The sequence below is a fragment of the Ramlibacter sp. genome (assembly GCF_035627355.1).
Classification (GTDB): domain Bacteria; phylum Pseudomonadota; class Gammaproteobacteria; order Burkholderiales; family Burkholderiaceae_C; genus Ramlibacter.
In genome coordinates this window covers 48,685-65,102 of the sequence record NZ_DASPLW010000050.1, presented here as the reverse complement: position 1 = coordinate 65,102, position 16,418 = coordinate 48,685, and the positions used below count along the sequence as shown (strand labels likewise).

The window sequence follows — 16,418 nt, the reverse complement described above, 5'->3', positions numbered from 1 at the left end:
CCCTAAATTGGCGTCGACGGCTCACGAGGCTGTCGGCCAGCGGGGGCCAGCCCCGCGAAGCAGAGGAAACAAAGGTTCCACGATGAAAGCCCCGAAGTTCGCCCCCACCGCCGTCGCCGTCGCGCTGCTGTTCGCCGCGGCACCCCTGATCGGCTCGGTCGGCGCAACGGTGCTCACCGGCAAGAACGCCGGTGCCGCCGCACCCGCCGCCGTGGCCGCCAAGGCCAAGGCCCCGGCTGCAGCCGGCCAGGTGCACAAGATCACGCTGAAGACCGGCATGGCGGGCGGCAAGATGGTCTACCTGGACGAGAACGGCAATGCCAACCCGGTGCTCAAGGGCAAGGTCGGCGACACCCTGGAGATCACCGTCTCCAGCGGCGAAGGCGCCGAGCACGACATCGTGTTCCCGGAACTGAAGGTCGCCTCACCCAAGTTCAGCGGCAAGAACGTGGTCAAGGTCACGGTGCCCCTGACCCAGGGCGGCAAGTTCACCTACTACTGCTCCATCCCGGGCCACAAGCAGATCGGCATGGAAGGCGTGGTGGAAGTCGAGGGTCCGGCCGCTTCCGCGGCGACCGCGGTCCCCGCCGGTGCGGTCAAGACCGTGGCGCTCGGCGCCGGCTCGGCCAGCATCGCCGATGCCAAGGCCATCGCTCCCGCCGCGGCCAAAGCCGTGAGCATCGCCATGGACCCGAACGCGGTGCCCAAGGCGATCGGCAAGCGCGCGCCCCAGCTGGTCAAGTACCACATCGAGACGGTGGAACTGGAAGGCAAGCTGGACGACGGCACCACCTTCACCTACTGGACCTTCGGCAAGAAGGTGCCCGGCCCCATGCTGCGCGTGAAGCAGGGCGACACGGTGGAACTGACGCTGAGCAACGCGCCGAACAGCAAGGCGATCCACTCGATCGACCTGCACTCGGTGACCGGCGGCCACGGCGGCGGCGAGCACACCCAGGTGGCGCCCGGCGAGTCCAAGACGATCCGTTTCAAGGTCCTCAACCCGGGCCTGTTCGTCTACCACTGCGCCACTGCCTCGGTGCCGCACCACATCTCGGCCGGCATGTACGGGATGATCCTGGTCGAGCCGCCGGAGGGCCTGCCCAAGGTGGACAAGGAGTTCTACGTGATGCAGGGCGACCACTACACCTCGCATCCGTTCGGCACCAAGGGCCACCAGGCCTTCGACCACGATCGCGCCGCGGACGAACTGCCCACCTACTACACCTTCAACGGCTCGGTGGGCGCGCTGACCAAGGAGCACAAGATGACGGCCAAGGTCGGCGAGACGGTGCGGGTCTACTTCGGCGTCGGCGGCCCCAACAAGGTCTCCTCGTTCCACGTGATCGGCGAGATCTTCGACAAGGTCTACAGCGAAGGCTCGGTCAAGGCGATCAAGACCGACGTGCAGACCACGCTGGTGGCCCCCGGCGGCGCGACCATCGTGGACTTCAAGCTCAACTACCCGGGCAAGTTCCTGCTGGTCGACCACGCCCTGTCGCGGGTCGGCAAGGGCGCCGCGGCGGCGCTGGAAGTGACCGGCCCGGCCGACGACAGCATCTACAAGGCGTCGAGCGACGCGATGCATGTCGAACACTGACCGCCTCCGGCGAGTGAGGGATGGGGCGCTTCGGCGCCCCTTTTTTTCATGCGCCAGCGCCCGTAGGGGCCTCGCCGACTTGACGCGCGTCAAGGAAGAAATCGGGCCAATCCCTAGCATTAGGTGTATTCGCAATGCACCTTCAAAAAAGGACTCCCATGACGACTCCGGCATCCCGCATCGACGTCCGCACCATCGCCCCGCGCGAGCGCCATGCGCTGATCTTCTCGACCTTCGACGCGCTCTCCATCGGCCAGGCGCTGGAGCTGGTCAACGACCACGACCCGCGGCCGCTGTACTACCAGTTCAACGACCGCACGCCGGGCCAGTTCGAATGGAACTACCTGGAGCAGGGCCCCGACACCTGGCGCGTGGCCATCACCCGCCTGAAGGCCCCGCACGGCTCCGACGGCTCGTGCTGCGGCTCGTGCGGAGGCTGAACCCGATACCACAACTCCGGATGACGACATCATGAAAAGCAACAACATGCTGTGGCGCTGGCTGGGATTCGTATTCGTCCTGTCCTTCGGCGCCCTCGGCTACCTGGGCTGGCAGATCTACCTGACCGCGCCCCCCATCCCCACCGCGGTGGTCAGCACCAGCGGTGAGGTCCTGTTCACCGGCGAACAGGTCCAGCGCGGCCAGGAAGTCTGGCTCGCCTCCGGCGGCCAGCAGCAGGGCAGCGTCTGGGGCCACGGTGCCTACGTGGCGCCGGACTGGTCGGCCGACTGGCTGCACCGCGAGGCCGTCGCGCTGCGCGACCTGCGTGCCAAGGCCATCAAGAGCGACCCCGCGGCGCTGTCCACCAGCGAACGCGGCGCCGTCGATGCCGCCCTCAAGGAGGAGATGCGCGCCAACACCTACGACGCCGCCACCGGCAAGGTGACGGTGTCCGACGTGCGCGCCAGGGCCATCCGCGAGGTCGCGGCCCACTACGACGGCCTGTTCGGCAACGCCGCCTCGCTGGACAAGCTGCGCGAGCAGTACGCCATGCGTGACGGCACCCTGCCGGAGGCCGACGACCGGGCAGCGCTGAACGCGTTCTTCTTCTGGAGCGCCTGGTCCGCCGTGACCGACCGCCCCGGCGAGACCGGCCTGTCCTACACCAGCAACTGGCCGCACGAGCCGCTGGTGGGCAACACCATGACCAGCTCGGCCGCGGTGTGGTCCATGGTCAGCGTGATCCTGCTGCTGGCCGGCATCGCCGCCATGCTGTGGCTGCACGGCGCCGGCAAGCACGAGGAGGAAGCCACCCCGCCCAAGTCCGATCCGCTGCTGGGCGTGGCCGCCACGCCCTCGATGAAGGCGGTGCGCAAGTACTTCTTCGCCGTCGCCGGCCTGCTGCTGCTGCAGATCGGCATGGGCATCGTCACTGCCCACTACGCGGTGGAAGGCGACTCCTTCTTCGGCCTGCCGATCTCCGAGCTGCTGCCCTACGTCACCAGCCGCACCATCCACACCCAGGTCGGCATCTTCTGGATCGCTACCGCCTGGCTGGCCACCGGCCTGTACATCGCGCCCATGCTGGGCGGCAAGGAGCCGAAGTTCCAGAAGCTGGGCGTCGACTTCCTGTTCTGGGCCCTGATCGCCATCGTGGTCGGCTCCACCGTCACCGGCTGGATCGGCACGCTGCAGCGCAACGGCACCGATTTCGCCTTCTGGATCGGCAACCAGGGCCTGGAATTCACCTCCATGGGCCGCGTCTGGCAGTACCTGCTGTTCGTGGGCCTGGTGCTGTGGGCCGTGCTGCTGGGCCGTGCCCTGTGGCCGGCGCTGAAGAAGCCCTCGGAGAGCCGCGGCCTGATCGCCATGGTGTTCCTGTCGGCCACCTGCATCGCGGGCTTCTACGTCACCTCGCTGACCTGGGGCCAGAAGACGCACTACTCGATGGTCGAATACTGGCGCTGGTGGCTGGTCCACCTGTGGGTGGAAGGCTTCTTCGAGGTGTTCGCCACCGCCGTGATCGCGCTGATCTTCACCAAGCTGGGCCTGGTGCGCGCCACCAGCGCCAACCGCGCCATCATCGCCGAGACCATCGTGTTCCTGTTCGGCGGCATCCTGGGCACGCTGCACCACCTGTACTGGACCGGCACGCCCACGTCCGTGATCGCCGTCGGCGCCGTGTTCTCCGCGCTGGAAGTGGTGCCGCTGACGCTGATCGGCCTGGAAGCGCTGCAGACCTGGCGGCGCACCCAGGGCATCTCCTGGCTGCAGGCCTACAAGTGGCCCGTGCTGTGCTTCGTCGCGGTGGGCTTCTGGAACACCGTCGGCGCCGGCCTGCTGGGCTTCGCCATCAACCCGCCGGCTTCGCTGTACTACGTGCAGGGCCTGAACATGACGGCCGCCCACGGCCACGCCGCCCTGTTCGGTGTCTACGGCATGCTGGGCATCGGCCTGATGCTGTTCTGCCTGCGCGGCCTGTATGCGCGCCACCTGCACGCCGACGGCCTGCTCAAGCCCGCCTTCTGGGGCCTGAACATCGGCCTGGCCATGATGGTGTTCCTGTCGCTGCTGCCGGCCGGCATCTACCAGGCCTGGGCCGCGATCACCGAGGGCCTGTGGTACGCCCGCTCTGCGGAAGTCATCCACTCGCCCGTGATGGAAACGCTGGTGTGGCTGCGGGTGCCGGGCGACGTGGTGTTCGCCGCGGGCGCCGCCATCCTCGCGCTGTACGTGGTGCGGCTGCTCGGCCGCGGCGGGCAACGCCAGTCGGCGGTGCCGGTCGGGGCTGCGACGGCGCGCCGCTGACCAGAGCCTACGGGGCCGGCGCATGCCGGCCCCTTTTTCCTTTGTGGAGACCCCGCCATGAAACTCACCGCCTTCACCGACTACAGCCTGCGGGTGCTGATCTACCTGGCCACGCGGCCGGGCCAGCGCGCCACGATCGCCCAGATCGCCCAGTCCTTCCAGGTGTCGGAGAACCACCTGGTCAAGGTGGTGCACTTCCTGGGCAAGGCGGGCTGGCTGAAGAACGTGCGCGGCAAGGGCGGCGGCCTGGAGCTGGCCCGCCCGGCCGACCGCATCGGCATCGCCGACGTGGTGCGCGACGCCGAGGGCGACACGCGCGTGGCCGAATGCTTCGCCGGCGACGGCGGCCGGTGCGTGATCGGACCGGTGTGCAAGCTGCGCAATGTCATGGCTGACGCCGTGGCTGCCTTCTATGCTGTGCTGGCCCGCTATACGCTCGAGGACCTGGTGCGCAACCGCGAGGAGTTGGCCGCCATCCTGTTCCACCCCACGGCCGGCCGCGAGCCGGCGAGGAGCCGCGCATGATCGAAGACCTGCCCTTCCCGTTCGAGCTGCCCGAGGAACTGCAGCTGCCCGTGCTGGAGGCGCTGCAGCGGGTGGTCGACCCCGAGGTCGCGATGAACATCGTCGACGTCGGCCTGGTCTATGGCGTGAAGCTGGCCGGCCACGAGATCCAGCTGGAGATCACGATGACGTCGGCCGCCTGCCCGGTGGCCGACGTGATCATGGACGACATCGAGCGCGAGCTCGACCGGGTGCTGCCGCCGGAATACACGGTGCGCACCGAACTGGTCTGGGATCCGCCGTGGACACCCGACCGCATGAGCGAATCGGCCCGCAACTTCATGGGCTGGTGATGCGCACGCCCGCGCGCGAGCAGCCGCGGCGAGGCGACGCCGCATCGCCGGCCACCCGCGTGCTGGCGGTGGCCCTGCTGCTGTGCATCGCCTCGGCGCTGCTGTCGGCGGTGGCCGGCGGCCTGCTGCGCGCCGGCGTGCCGCTGGCCCGCGCCGGCGCCCCCGACTGGCTGGGCCAGGCGGCCCTGCAGCACGCGGCGCTGATGATCTGCGCGTTCATGGGCACGGTGATCGCCGTCGAGCGCGCCGTCGCCGTGAAGCTGGCGCTGGCCTGGCTGGCGCCGGCGGCCTCGGCGCTGGCCGGGCCGGCCCTGCTGCTGGGCCAACCGGCCCTGGGGGGCGCCCTGCTGGTGCTGTCCGGCGCCGCCTTCGTCGCCGTCAACGTGGTCGTCGTGCAGCGCCAGAGCGAGCCCCACACCTGGCTGCTGCTGGCCAGCGCCGCCGCCTGGCTCGCCGGCAACGCGCTGTTCGCCGCCGGCTTCGCGCCGGCCGCGGTGGTGCCCTGGTGGTTCGCCTTCCTGGTCATGACCATCGCCGCCGAACGCCTGGAGATGACGCGCCTGATGCGCCGCCGGCGCGGTGCGCTGCCGGCGCTCGTCGGCCTGCTGGCGCTGCTGGCGGCCGCGTCGGCGTGGTCCGCATTCGACCCCGTGATCGGCGGCCTGCTGTACGGCGCCGCGCTGCTGGGCCTGGCCGTGTGGCTGCTGGCCTTCGACATCGCCCGCCGCACCCTGTTCACGCAGGGCCTGTCGCGCTACATGGCCGTGTGCCTGCTGGGCGGCTATGGCTGGCTGGCGGTGGGCGGGCTGGCCTGGGCCGCGACCGCGCTGGGCGCACCGGCGCGCGACACCGCGCTGCACGCGCTGGGGCTGGGCTTCGTCTTCAGCATGATGATGGGCCACGCACCGGTGATCCTGCCGGCGGTGGCGCGGGTCAAGCTGCTGTTCGGCTGGCCCTTCTACCTGCCGCTGGCGCTGCTGCACGGCTCGCTGCTGATGCGGCTGGGCCTGCGCGCCGTCGATGCCGGCTGGCTGCCGCGCGGGGCGGAGCTGAATGCGGCGGCGATCGCGCTGTTCGCGCTGACGGCCATAGGTGCGGTGCTGGCCTGGAACCGCAAGGACGCGCTGCAAGCCCGCCGCCCTCGCGCTTCCCGTCGTTCCGAGTCTTCACGCCCCGGATGAACACGAACCCTCGCGACGGGAACGATGGATGGAAGGCACACCCGTTTCCACCTGATCCCTGCGTCTGTAACCAGCGAGTGGGAGTGCCGACGACCGGAAGCCGCCGCCTCCGCTGAGTTGATCTGCGTCAGCCGGCCGCCCCTGCCGGCCCCTAGGATTTCCGCCCACATGCATCCTCCGAATTCCCCCTCTTCCAACCCTTCCCCCTTGACCGATTTCGCCCCCGCCGCCGAGAGCCTGCTGGCCCAGGCCGAGCAGCACGGGCTGTCCCTGCTGAAGCTGGCCGGCCGCCGCCTGCTGCCCGTGGTGCAGGGCGGCATGGGCGTGGGCATCTCCGCCGGCGGCCTGGCCGGCACGGTGGCCGGGCTCGGAGGCGTGGGCACCATCGCCTCGGTCGACCTGCGTCGCCTGCACGAGGACCTGTACGAACCGACCCGCCACCTGACCGGCCGCTCCGCCAAGCCGCAGATCGACGCCGCCAATGCCGAGGCGCTGGACCGCGAGATCCGCCGGGCCCGCGGGCTGGCCCAGGGCCGCGGGCTGCTCGCCGTCAACGTCATGCGGGCTGTCGGCGAGTACGCCGGCTATGTCAAGCAGGCGCTCAAGAGCGGCATCGACGCCATCGTGGTCGGCGCGGGCCTGCCGCTGGACCTGCCCGACCTGGCGGCGGACCACCCGAAGGTGGGGCTGATCCCCATCCTGTCCGACGCCCGCGGCGTGCAGCTCGTGCTGCGCAAGTGGGAGAAGAAGGGCCGCCGCCCCGACGCCATCGTGATCGAGCATCCCGGCCACGCGGGCGGCCACCTGGGCGCGGCCCGGCTGGAGGACGTGTCCGATCCGCGCTTCAACTTCGACGTGGTGCTGCCGCAGGTCGCGCAGGTGCTGCGCGACGCCGGGCTGGAGCGCGAGGTTCCCGTGATCGCCGCCGGCGGCGTACGCTCGCTGGACGACATCCGCCGTGTGCAGTCGCTCGGCGCCTCGGCCGCGCAGCTCGGCACGCCCTTCGCCGTCACGCGGGAAAGCGATGCCGCGCCGGAATTCAAGCGCGTGCTGGCCGAGGCCCGGCCCGAGGACCTGGTCGAGTTCGTCAGCGTCGCCGGCCTGCCGGCGCGCGCGGTGCGCACCCCCTGGCTGGACAAGTACCTGCGCATGCGCGAGAAGCTGCAGGCCGCTGCCCACGCCAAGACCCACTGCACCATGTGGTTCGACTGCCTGACCGCCTGCGGCCTGCGCGACGGCAAGCCCGAATGGGGGCAGTTCTGCATCGACAAGGTGCTGGGCCACGCGCTGGCCGGCGACGTGCGCAAGGGACTCTTCTTCCGCGGGTCGGGTACGCTGCCCTTCGGCAGCGAGATCCGCTCCGTCCACGAGCTGTTCCGCTGGCTGGTGGCCGGCGTGCGGCCGCAACCCTGCTGAAGCAGCCTTCCGAAAGAGACGCCACGACATGAAGAGAGACGACGCTCCCGCCCTGCTGGACACCACGCCCGCGCTGCCGCCCCAGCCGATCAGCGAGGACGTGCTGGCCGAGAAGTACTTCAAGGGCGGTGAGCGCTCGGTCGACGACCTGTACCGCCGCGTCGCGCGCGCGCTGGCCAGCGTGGAGGCGCAGCCGCTGCAGGCCGAGTGGGAAGCGAAGTTCCTGGCCAACCTGCAGGCCGGCGCGATCGGCGCCGGCCGCATCATGAGCGCCGCCGGCACCGGGCTGGAAGCCACGCTGATCAACTGCTTCGTGCAGCCGGTGGGCGACTGCATCCAGGGCCAGGACGCCAACGGCCTGCCCGGCATCTACGAAGCCCTGCGCGAAGCCGCCGAGACCATGCGGCGCGGCGGCGGCGTGGGCTACGACTTCTCGGCCATCCGCCCGCGCGGCGCCGAGGTCAAGGCCACCGCCTCGCTGGCCTCCGGCCCGTGCAGCTACATGGACGTGTTCGACCACTCCTGCGCCACGGTCGAGAGCGCCGGTGCGCGCCGCGGCGCCCAGATGGGCGTGCTGCGCATCGACCATCCCGACGTGCTGGAGTTCATCACCGCCAAGCGCACATCGGGCCGCTGGTCCAACTTCAACGTCTCGGTCGGCGTCGACGATGCCTTCATGCAGACCCTGCGCGAAGGCGGCACCTGGGAGCTGGTGCACCGGGCCAAGCCCGGCATCGCGCTGATCGAGGCCGGCGCGCACCAGCGCGAGGACGGCCTGTGGGTCTACCGCACCATCCCCGCCGCCCAGTTGTGGGACACGGTGATGCGCTCGGCCTACGACTTCGCCGAGCCCGGCATCCTGTTCCTCGACACCATCGAGCGCGAGAACAACCTGCGCTGGTGCGAGAAGATCACCGCGACCAACCCGTGCGGCGAACAGCCGCTGCCCGCTTACGGCTGCTGCGACCTCGGCCCCATCGTGCTGACGCGCTACGTGCGCCATGCCTTCGGCTACGGCGGCGAGCCCGCGTTCGACTTCGAGGGCTTTGAGCAGGCGGTGGCCACGCAGGTGCGCGCGCTGGACAACGTGCTGGACCTCACCCACTGGCCGCTGCCCCAGCAGCAGGAAGAAGCGCGCGTCAAGCGCCGCATCGGCGTCGGCTTCACCGGGCTGGGCGACACGCTGGTCATGATGCGGCTGCGCTACGACCGCGAGGAAGGCCGCCAGCTCGCCGCCCAGATCGCCGAGCGCATGCGCGATGCCGCCTACGCGGCCTCGGTGGACCTGGCCATCGAGAAAGGCGCCTTTCCCAAGTTCGAGGCCGACCCCTACCTAGCCGAGGGCACCTTCGCCAGCCGCCTGCCGCAGGCGCTGAAGGACCGCATCCGCGCCCACGGCCTGCGCAACAGCCACCTGCTGTCGATCGCCCCCACCGGCACCGTCAGCCTGGCCTTCGCCGACAACGCGTCCAACGGCATCGAGCCGGCCTTCTCCTGGACCTACCGCCGCAAGAAGCGCGAGGGCGACGGCAGCCGCACCGAATACGAGGTGATGGACCACGCCTGGCGCCTGTACGGCTCGCTCGGGGGCGACACCGCCCAGCTGCCCGACTACTTCGTCTCGGCGCTGGAGATGGACGCCGGCTCGCACCTGGCCATGATGGCCGCGGTGCAGCCCTTCATCGACACCGCGATCTCCAAGACCGTGAACGTCGCGGTCGACTATCCCTACGACGACTTCAAGGACCTGTACCGCCAAGCCTGGGAATCCGGGCTGAAGGGGCTGGCCACCTACCGGCCCAACACCATCCTGGGCGCCGTGCTCGAGACCGGGCCGTCCGCGGCAGCCGAGCCGGAATCGCCCAAGGTCGACCCGATGCGGGCCGTGATCGGGCGCCGCCCGCCCGGCGCCCTGCCGGCCGTGGCCGAGAAGATCAGCTACTGGACCCAGGAAGGCCAGCAGACGCTGTACATCGTGGTGTCCTTCCTGCCGGTGGAAGGCGGGCAGGAACGCGCGATCGAGTTCTTCATGCCGGTCGGCCAGAGCGCCGAGTCGCAGCAGTGGATCACCTCCAGCATGCGGCTGCTGTCGCTGGCGGCGCGCGGCGGCTTCCTGGACCGCGCGCTGGTCGACATGCGCAAGGTGGCGTGGGACCGCGGGCCCGTGCGGCTGGGCACCTTCCAGCGTGCCGACGGCGCCCAGGTGCCGCTGTGGCACGACTCGGAAGTGGCCGCCATCGCGTACGCCATCCAGAACATCATCGCGCGGCGCCAGGGCAAGGCCGCCGATGCGGCGGCGGCACCGCCGGTGGCCACCACGCCGGCGCCCAGCGCCGTCATGCCGGGCGCCAAGTGCCCCGAGTGCGGGGCGCGCGCCATGATCCGCAAGGACGGCTGCGAGTACTGCACCTCCTGCGGGCACCTCGGGGCCTGCGGTTGACTGGAAAGCCGCCGGCCTTACCTCCTTCTCCCTGGCGGCCGCGGCACCTGCTGCTGGCGCCGCACCGCCTGGGGTTCTTCCTCGGCTGCGCGCTGCTGGTCGCCGCCTCGCTGTGGTGGGCCTGGCTGCAACTGGGCCGTGCGGGGCTGGTCCCCGCCACGGCTCCGGCCGTCGCCCCCGTCACGCTGCACTCGGCGCTGATGGTGTTCGGCTTCCTGCCGCTGTTCTTCGTCGGTTTCCTCTTCACCGCGGCGCCGCGCTGGCTGTACGTGCGGCCGCTGCCGGCCCGCGCGCTGGTGGCGCCGGCGCTGATCCAGGCTGTCGGCTGGCTGCTGTGGCTGCTGGGCGGCCATTGGGATCTGGGCGCGGCGGTCGCCGGGCTGCTGCTGGGCACCGGCGGGCTGGCCTGGTCGGCGGCGAAGTTCTGGACCCTGGTGCGCGCCAGCACAGAGGAGGACCGCCTGCACCCCAAGCTGGTCGGCTGCGCGCTGCTTGTCGGCATCGCCTGCCAGTTCGCCTTGGCGGCGGCGCTGCTGCTCGGGGCCCCGGGACTGCAGCGCGCGCTGGTGCAATGCGGCCTGTGGGCCTTCGTCGTGGTGGTGTTCGTGACGGTGGCGCACCGCATGCTGCCCTTCTTCACCTCGGACGCCGTGCCGCTGGTGCAGGCCTGGGGGCCGTTCTGGATGCTGTGGCTGATGCTGGGCGCCGCGGTGTTCCAAGCGGTGGCCGTCTGGACCGATGTGCTCGGCGCGTCGCACCCGGCCTGGCTGCTGCTGCGCGGCGCGCTGGAGGTAGTGGCCGGCGCCGCGCTGGTTGCCGTGGCGGTGGCCTGGAGCCGGGTGCAGAGCCTGAAGGTGCGGCTGATGCGCATGCTGCACCTGGGTTTCGCCTGGCTCGGCGTCGCGCTGCTGTTGGCCGGCGGCGCCCACCTGGGCCAGGGCTGGACCGGCCAACCGGTTCTGCCGTTGGCACCGCTGCATGCGCTGGCCATGGGCAGCCTGGGCTCGCTGCTGCTGGCCATGGTCACGCGGGTGTCCGCCGGGCACAGCGGGCGTCCGCAGGCGGCCGACAACCTTACCTGGGCGCTGTTCTGGATGCTGCAGGCGGCCACCGTGCTGCGGATTGCGGCATCCTTGCCGCTGACCACGGGGCAGGCCTTGCTGGCCGCCTCCGCGACGCTGTGGGCCAGCGTGGTGCTGGCCTGGGCCCTTCGACTCGGAGACTGGTATGGACGCACCCGCCCCGACGGCCGCCCCGGATGAGGCCGCGGCCTGGGCGCAGGCCTGGATCGAATCGCGCCGCACCGTGCTGCCCAAGCGGCTGGCAGCGCCCGGCCCGTCGGGCGCGGACCTCGCGCGCATCGTGCAGGCCGCCGGCGCCGCGCCCGACCACGACCGGTTGCTGCCCTGGCGCTTCGTGCTGGTGCCCGAAGCGGCGCGCGCCCGGCTCGCCGACGCCTTCGAGCAGGCCCTGCTGGAGCGCGACCCGGCCGCCACCGGCGAGCAGCGCGAACAGGCCCGCCAGAAGGCCTTCCGCGCCCCCGTGCTGCTGCTGGCCGTGGTGCGCCTGGCCGGCGAGACGGCCGAGGTGCCCGATGCCGAGCGCCTGCTGTCGCTCGGCTGCGCCGTGCAGAACATGCTGCTGATGGCCACCGCGCTGGGCTTCGCCTCGGCCCTGACCAGCGGCAAGGCGCTGGCCTCGCGACCGCTGCGGGAACTGTTCGCGCTGGCGCCGCACGAACAGGCGGTGTGCTTCGCCAGCATGGGCACCGCGGCCGGCCATCGTTCCGCCCTGCCCCGGCCGCAGCCGGAGCAGTACCTCTCCGAACTCGCGGCATGAGCACGCCGGGACGCCCGCCGATGCAGATGCCTACGATCGACTTGCGCCGCTTCACCCCATGACCCGGATCATTTCAATCTCGCCGCCCGGCGGCCTGGCCTCCCCCACCTTCGAGCAGCCCTACGAGATGCTGGAGGCCTGCCATGAGCGGGTGCACCGCATGCTGGCCCTGCTGGCGCGGCTGCGCGAGCACGTGCGCGAACACGGCGCCGACGAGCAGGCGCGCAGCGCCGCCCGCGACGTGATGCGCTACTTCGACCAGGCGGCGCCACAACACCACCTGGACGAGGAATTGCACGTGTTCCCGCGACTGGACGCCACCGCCGACACCGAGCTGGCCGCCGTGGTGCGCCGCCTGCGCGAGGACCACCGGCGCATGGAGGGCGCCTGGGCCGCCGCACGTGCCGTGCTGGCCCCGCTGGCAGTCGGGGAGCTGACCGCCCTCACTGCGCCGCAGGAGCGCGCGCTGGACGACTTCGCCGGCCTCTACGACGAGCACATCCGCGCCGAGGAGCAGCTGGTCTATCCGGCCGCCGCGGCCGGCATGGACGAGGCGGCCACGCGCGCCATGGGCGAGGAGATGATGCGTCGCCGCGGCGTGCGCTGAATCGCCAGTTCCGCACGTGCACGGCCTGCGCTTGCGGGCCCTGCACACAAGCCTTGACCCGTGTCAACCTGCCCGTTGCGGCGGCGCCTACATTGGCTGCATGCGGCACGCCGCCGCCAGGAGCAGCAGATGACCCCCGTCGCCACCGCCCGCACCCACGACGAGCCGACCCCCGTGCAGCAGTTCTCCAACTGCCACGGCGGCATCCTGTCCGGCCTGCACGATTTCAGCGAACTGCCCGCGCTGCAGGACGCCGCGGTGCGCGCCCGCAACCTGGCCGCCGACGTGCTCAGGCTGCTGGACCATGCGGTCACCGAGCACCACTCCGAGGAGGAGGACGAACTGTTCGACGCCGTCACGCGCAGCGCCCGCCCGGGCCCCGAGCGCGATCGCGTCAAGGTGCTGGTGGACCGCCTGACCGCCGAGCACCGCGAGATCGAGGACACCTGGAAGCGCATGCGCTCCCAGGTCCAGCTGGTCGCCGCCGGCAAGCCGGCCCAGCTGCGCGCCGAGGCCGTGAAGCTGCTGGTGGAGTCGTACGAGGCCCACGCGCAGTTGGAGGAACGCGAGTTCCTGCCGCTGGCCGCCGAGATCCTGGGGCGCAACGGCAACCACATGGCGGCCCTCGGCCTGGCCCTGCACATGCGGCATGCGCATGTGCCCACTGCCTATATCTGAGGCACTCACGCTGGAATCGCTGCGCGTTTCCAGCGTGGTTTCCTGAACAAAGTGTGTCCGCGCTGCATGTTATTCCGCGCGGACGGTTCGGCCTGCGGCCGGAATCGGCGGGCGCCTTGGCCGCTCACTTGTAGAAGGGTTCCACTTTTCCCTTCAGCTTGATCATCAGCGGCTGCCCGCGACGGTCCAGCGTCTTGCCGGCCGGGACGCGGATCCAGCCTTCGCTGATGCAGTACTCCTCGACGTCGTCGCGCTCCTTGCCGTTGAAGCGTATGCCGACCTCGTGCTCGAAGATGGCCGGCACGTGGTGCGGGCTGCGCGGGTCGATCGACAGGTGGTCGGGCAATTCGGGGCGGGGCTTGGCTTCTTCCATGGGGCGCTATTCTGCGGGGCTTCGAAGCCCGATTCCCGTCGCACCCCATGGAAGCACCCACCCCGCCCGCCGAAGGCGCCATCGTCACCGAACGCCGCGGCAGCCTGCTGCTGGTCGGTTTCAACCGGCCGGCCAAGCTCAACGGCTTCACGCCGGCGATGTTCCGCCAGCTCGCCGAGGCCTACACGCTGCTGGACGACGACCCGGCGCTGCGCGTGGGCGTGCTGCACGCCTTCGGGCCGCATTTCACCGCCGGCCTGGACCTGCCGTCCATCGCGCCCCTGATGCAGCGCGGCGAGAAGGCCTATCCGTACGGGCTGGTCGATCCCTTCGACCTCGGCCAGCCGGGCTACCGCCGCCGTGCCAAGCCGATGGTGGTCGCGGTCAAGGGCATCACCTACACCCTGGGCATCGAGCTGATGCTGGCCGCCGACATCGTGGTGGCCGCCGACGACTGCCGCTTCTCGCAGCTGGAAGTGCAGCGCGGGATCATGGCCACCGGCGGTGCCACGCTGCGCATGGCCCAGCGCGCCGGCATGGGCAACGCGATGCTGCACCTGCTGACGGCCGGTGAATTCGGCAGCGCGGAAGCGCTGCGCCTGAACTTCGTGCAGAAGGTGGTGCCGGCCGGTCGCGAGCTCGATGAAGCCATCGCCGTGGCCGAAGCGATCGCGATGCAGGCGCCGCTGGCCGTGACCGCGACGCGGCTCAACGTCATCAAGGCGATCGAGCAGGGCCCGCTGGCCGCGGCGCAGGACTTCATTGCCACCCAGCAGCGCCTGTCCAACAGCGAGGACGCGGCCGAAGGCGTGCGCGCCTTCGTCGAGAAACGGCCGGCGAAGTTCCAGGGCCGCTGAGCCGCGCCCCAACGCCAACCACGAGCGCCAACGCAAGAGAAAGGACCGACCCATGAACGACAAACCCGCTGCCCTGATCACCGGCTCCGCCACCGGCGTCGGCGCCGCGACCGCCCTGCAACTGGCGCAGCGCGGCTGGAACGTGGTGATCAACTACTCGCGCAGCGAGGCGGAAGCCCAGGCTGCCGCGCAGGCCTGCCGCGAGGCCGGGGCCGACGCGCTGGTGGTGCAAGGCGACGTGGCGCAGGACGCCGACTGCCGCCGGCTGGTGGAGCAGGCCGTGGCCCGCTGGGGCCGCCTGGACGCCCTCGTCAACAACGCCGGCACCAGCGTGTTCGGCGAAGCGGCCAAGTGGGACGCGCTGGACGCCGAGGTGTTCCAGCGCATCCTGGGCGTCAATGCCATCGGCACCTTCCAGATGGTGCGCGCCGCCGTCCCGCACCTGAAGGCTGCGCAGGGCAGCATCGTCAACGTGTCCTCGGTCGCCGGCGCACTGGGTATCGGCTCCTCGGTCCCGTACGTGGCGTCCAAGGGCGCGGTCAATTCGATGACGCTGCACCTGGCGCGGGCGCTGGCGCCCGAGATCCGCGTCAACGCCGTGTGCCCGGGGCTGATCACCTCGCGCTGGTTCACCCGTGGCATCGGCGAGGCGGCCTACGAGAAGACCAGGCAGGCCTACGAGGCCCAGGTGCCGCTCGGCCGCTCCAGCACGCCCGAGGACGTGGCCGAAGCCATCGTCTGGCTGGTGACCGGAGCCCGCACCGTCACCGGCGAGCTGGTCCTGCTGGACAGCGGCGTGCACCTGGGCCGAGACACGCCAAGACGCAGCTAGCCGCTGCCCCGACAATGGCGGCTGCCTCATGCACGCCCGCCACTTCCTCCAGCTCCTGCTGCTGTCCGCCGTCTGGGGCGGTTCCTTCCCACTCATCCGCATCGCTGCCCCGGCCTTCGGGCCGTGGCCCATGGCCTGTTTGCGCTGCGCGCTGGCCGCAGTCGTGCTGGCACTGCTGATGCGGGCCATGGGGCTGCGCTGGCCGGACCGCGCTCACTGGCGCTCGCTCGCGGTGCTGAGCACTCTGACGGTGGCCGTGCCCTTCGTGCTGTTCAACGCGGCCGGGCTGGTGATCCCGGCCGGCTACTCGGCCCTGCTCAATGCCACCGTGCCGCTGTTCGGCGTGGTCGCCGCTGCTGCCTTCGGCGACGAGCGCCTGACGCGCCGCAAGCTGGCGGGCTGCGCGGTCGGCCTGGCCGGCGTGGCGCTGCTGGTCCAGCTCGGCCCGGTGCAGGTGGACCTGCCGGTGATGCTGGCGGTACTGGCCTGCGTCGTCGCTTCGGCCAGCTACGGCTTCGGCGCCGTGCTGATGAAACGGGCGACGCTGGTGCACGACCCGCTGCCCGCCTCGGCCGCCGTGCACGTGGCCGGCGCCCTGCTGTTGCTGCTGCCGGCCGGCCTGGCGGCGCCCGCCATCGACGTCACGCCGGGCGCCCTGGCGGCGCTGGCCGTCCTGGGCACCTTCACTTCCGGCTTCATGTACTGGATCAGCATGCGGCTGGTGCGAGAGATCCCGGCCAGCTCGGCCACCTCCTCGGCTTTCATGATCCCCATGTTCGGCGTGACCTGGGGCGCCCTGTTCCTGGGCGAGCCGGTGACGGCCGGCATGGCGCCGGGCGTGCTGATGGTGCTGGCCGCCTGCGCGCTGGTGACGGGGTTCAACCCGCTGGCCCGCGTGCGCATCCGAGCCCGCTGAACAGGCTGTCACCGAAAGTTCTTGCGGCCGAGCCGCGACTGCCGCCACAGTACGACATTCGCGTTCCCGAGCGC

General features: G+C 71.0%; 16 protein-coding genes. 15 read left to right on the top strand and 1 reads right to left on the bottom strand.

Annotation, left to right across the window (positions count from 1 at the left end; all coding sequences use genetic code 11):
• Positions 1–82 precede the first annotated feature (82 nt).
• The 12 genes from nirK to VEC03_RS12890 all read left to right on the top strand — a co-directional run bounded on the left by nirK (position 83) and on the right by VEC03_RS12890 (position 13,366).
• A complete protein-coding gene (nirK, locus tag VEC03_RS12945; protein WP_324915825.1) occupies positions 83–1,600 on the top strand; it encodes a copper-containing nitrite reductase in 1,518 nt (505 codons plus the stop codon).
• A 158-nt stretch (positions 1,601–1,758) separates the two neighbouring features.
• Entirely contained in the window at positions 1,759–2,040 is a 282-nt protein-coding gene (locus VEC03_RS12940; protein ID WP_324915823.1) for a DUF2249 domain-containing protein, read from the top strand.
• A 31-nt stretch (positions 2,041–2,071) separates the two neighbouring features.
• Positions 2,072–4,348 (top strand): nitric-oxide reductase large subunit, encoded by a 2,277-nt coding sequence (locus VEC03_RS12935; protein ID WP_324915821.1) that lies wholly within the window; start codon positions 2,072–2,074, stop codon positions 4,346–4,348.
• A gap of 57 nt (positions 4,349–4,405) precedes the next feature.
• Positions 4,406–4,873, top strand: coding sequence for an Rrf2 family transcriptional regulator (locus tag VEC03_RS12930; RefSeq protein WP_324915819.1), 468 nt, complete (start codon positions 4,406–4,408; stop codon positions 4,871–4,873).
• Complete coding sequence (locus VEC03_RS12925; protein ID WP_324915817.1) at positions 4,870–5,205, top strand: metal-sulfur cluster assembly factor; 336 nt, start codon at positions 4,870–4,872, stop codon at positions 5,203–5,205. Before VEC03_RS12930 ends, VEC03_RS12925 begins: the two co-directional genes overlap by 4 nt.
• Positions 5,205–6,386: a hypothetical protein gene (locus tag VEC03_RS12920; RefSeq protein WP_324915815.1), complete on the top strand. Its 1,182-nt coding sequence runs from the start codon at positions 5,205–5,207 to the stop codon at positions 6,384–6,386. The genes VEC03_RS12925 and VEC03_RS12920 overlap by 1 nt, the downstream gene beginning before the upstream one ends.
• Before the next feature lie 318 nt (positions 6,387–6,704).
• Entirely contained in the window at positions 6,705–7,802 is a 1,098-nt protein-coding gene (locus VEC03_RS12915) for an NAD(P)H-dependent flavin oxidoreductase (RefSeq protein WP_414708496.1), read from the top strand.
• Positions 7,803–7,830: 28 nt separating this feature from the next.
• The gene (locus VEC03_RS12910) at positions 7,831–10,242 is read left to right on the top strand and encodes an adenosylcobalamin-dependent ribonucleoside-diphosphate reductase (protein ID WP_324915813.1); all 2,412 of its coding nucleotides are present in this window, start codon (positions 7,831–7,833) and stop codon (positions 10,240–10,242) included.
• Positions 10,239–11,504: an NnrS family protein gene (locus tag VEC03_RS12905; RefSeq protein WP_324915811.1), complete on the top strand. Its 1,266-nt coding sequence runs from the start codon at positions 10,239–10,241 to the stop codon at positions 11,502–11,504. Before VEC03_RS12910 ends, VEC03_RS12905 begins: the two co-directional genes overlap by 4 nt.
• Positions 11,470–12,081, top strand: a complete 612-nt coding sequence (locus tag VEC03_RS12900) for a nitroreductase (RefSeq protein WP_324915809.1) — start codon at positions 11,470–11,472, stop codon at positions 12,079–12,081. Before VEC03_RS12905 ends, VEC03_RS12900 begins: the two co-directional genes overlap by 35 nt.
• A gap of 58 nt (positions 12,082–12,139) precedes the next feature.
• A complete protein-coding gene (locus VEC03_RS12895) occupies positions 12,140–12,688 on the top strand; it encodes a hemerythrin domain-containing protein (RefSeq protein ID WP_324915807.1) in 549 nt (182 codons plus the stop codon).
• A 129-nt stretch (positions 12,689–12,817) separates the two neighbouring features.
• Positions 12,818–13,366, top strand: a complete 549-nt coding sequence (locus VEC03_RS12890; protein ID WP_324915805.1) for a hemerythrin domain-containing protein — start codon at positions 12,818–12,820, stop codon at positions 13,364–13,366.
• A gap of 124 nt (positions 13,367–13,490) precedes the next feature.
• Here the strand turns inward: VEC03_RS12890 and VEC03_RS12885 are convergent, their stop codons facing one another.
• The gene (locus VEC03_RS12885) at positions 13,491–13,739 is read right to left on the bottom strand and encodes a DUF3297 family protein (protein ID WP_324915803.1); all 249 of its coding nucleotides are present in this window, start codon (positions 13,737–13,739) and stop codon (positions 13,491–13,493) included.
• Between the two features lie 47 nt (positions 13,740–13,786).
• Here VEC03_RS12885 and VEC03_RS12880 point away from each other — a divergent pair, with 47 nt between their 5' ends.
• From VEC03_RS12880 to VEC03_RS12870, 3 genes are read left to right on the top strand one after another with little or no spacing between them, the layout of a single operon-like run.
• Positions 13,787–14,596, top strand: a complete 810-nt coding sequence (locus VEC03_RS12880) for a crotonase/enoyl-CoA hydratase family protein (protein ID WP_324915801.1) — start codon at positions 13,787–13,789, stop codon at positions 14,594–14,596.
• Positions 14,597–14,648: 52 nt separating this feature from the next.
• Complete coding sequence (locus VEC03_RS12875; RefSeq protein ID WP_324915800.1) at positions 14,649–15,428, top strand: SDR family oxidoreductase; 780 nt, start codon at positions 14,649–14,651, stop codon at positions 15,426–15,428.
• Between the two features lie 28 nt (positions 15,429–15,456).
• Positions 15,457–16,344 carry a DMT family transporter gene (locus VEC03_RS12870; protein WP_324915799.1) on the top strand — a complete coding sequence of 296 codons (888 nt, stop codon included), beginning with the start codon at positions 15,457–15,459 and terminating at the stop codon, positions 16,342–16,344.
• Positions 16,345–16,418: the final 74 nt, after the last annotated feature.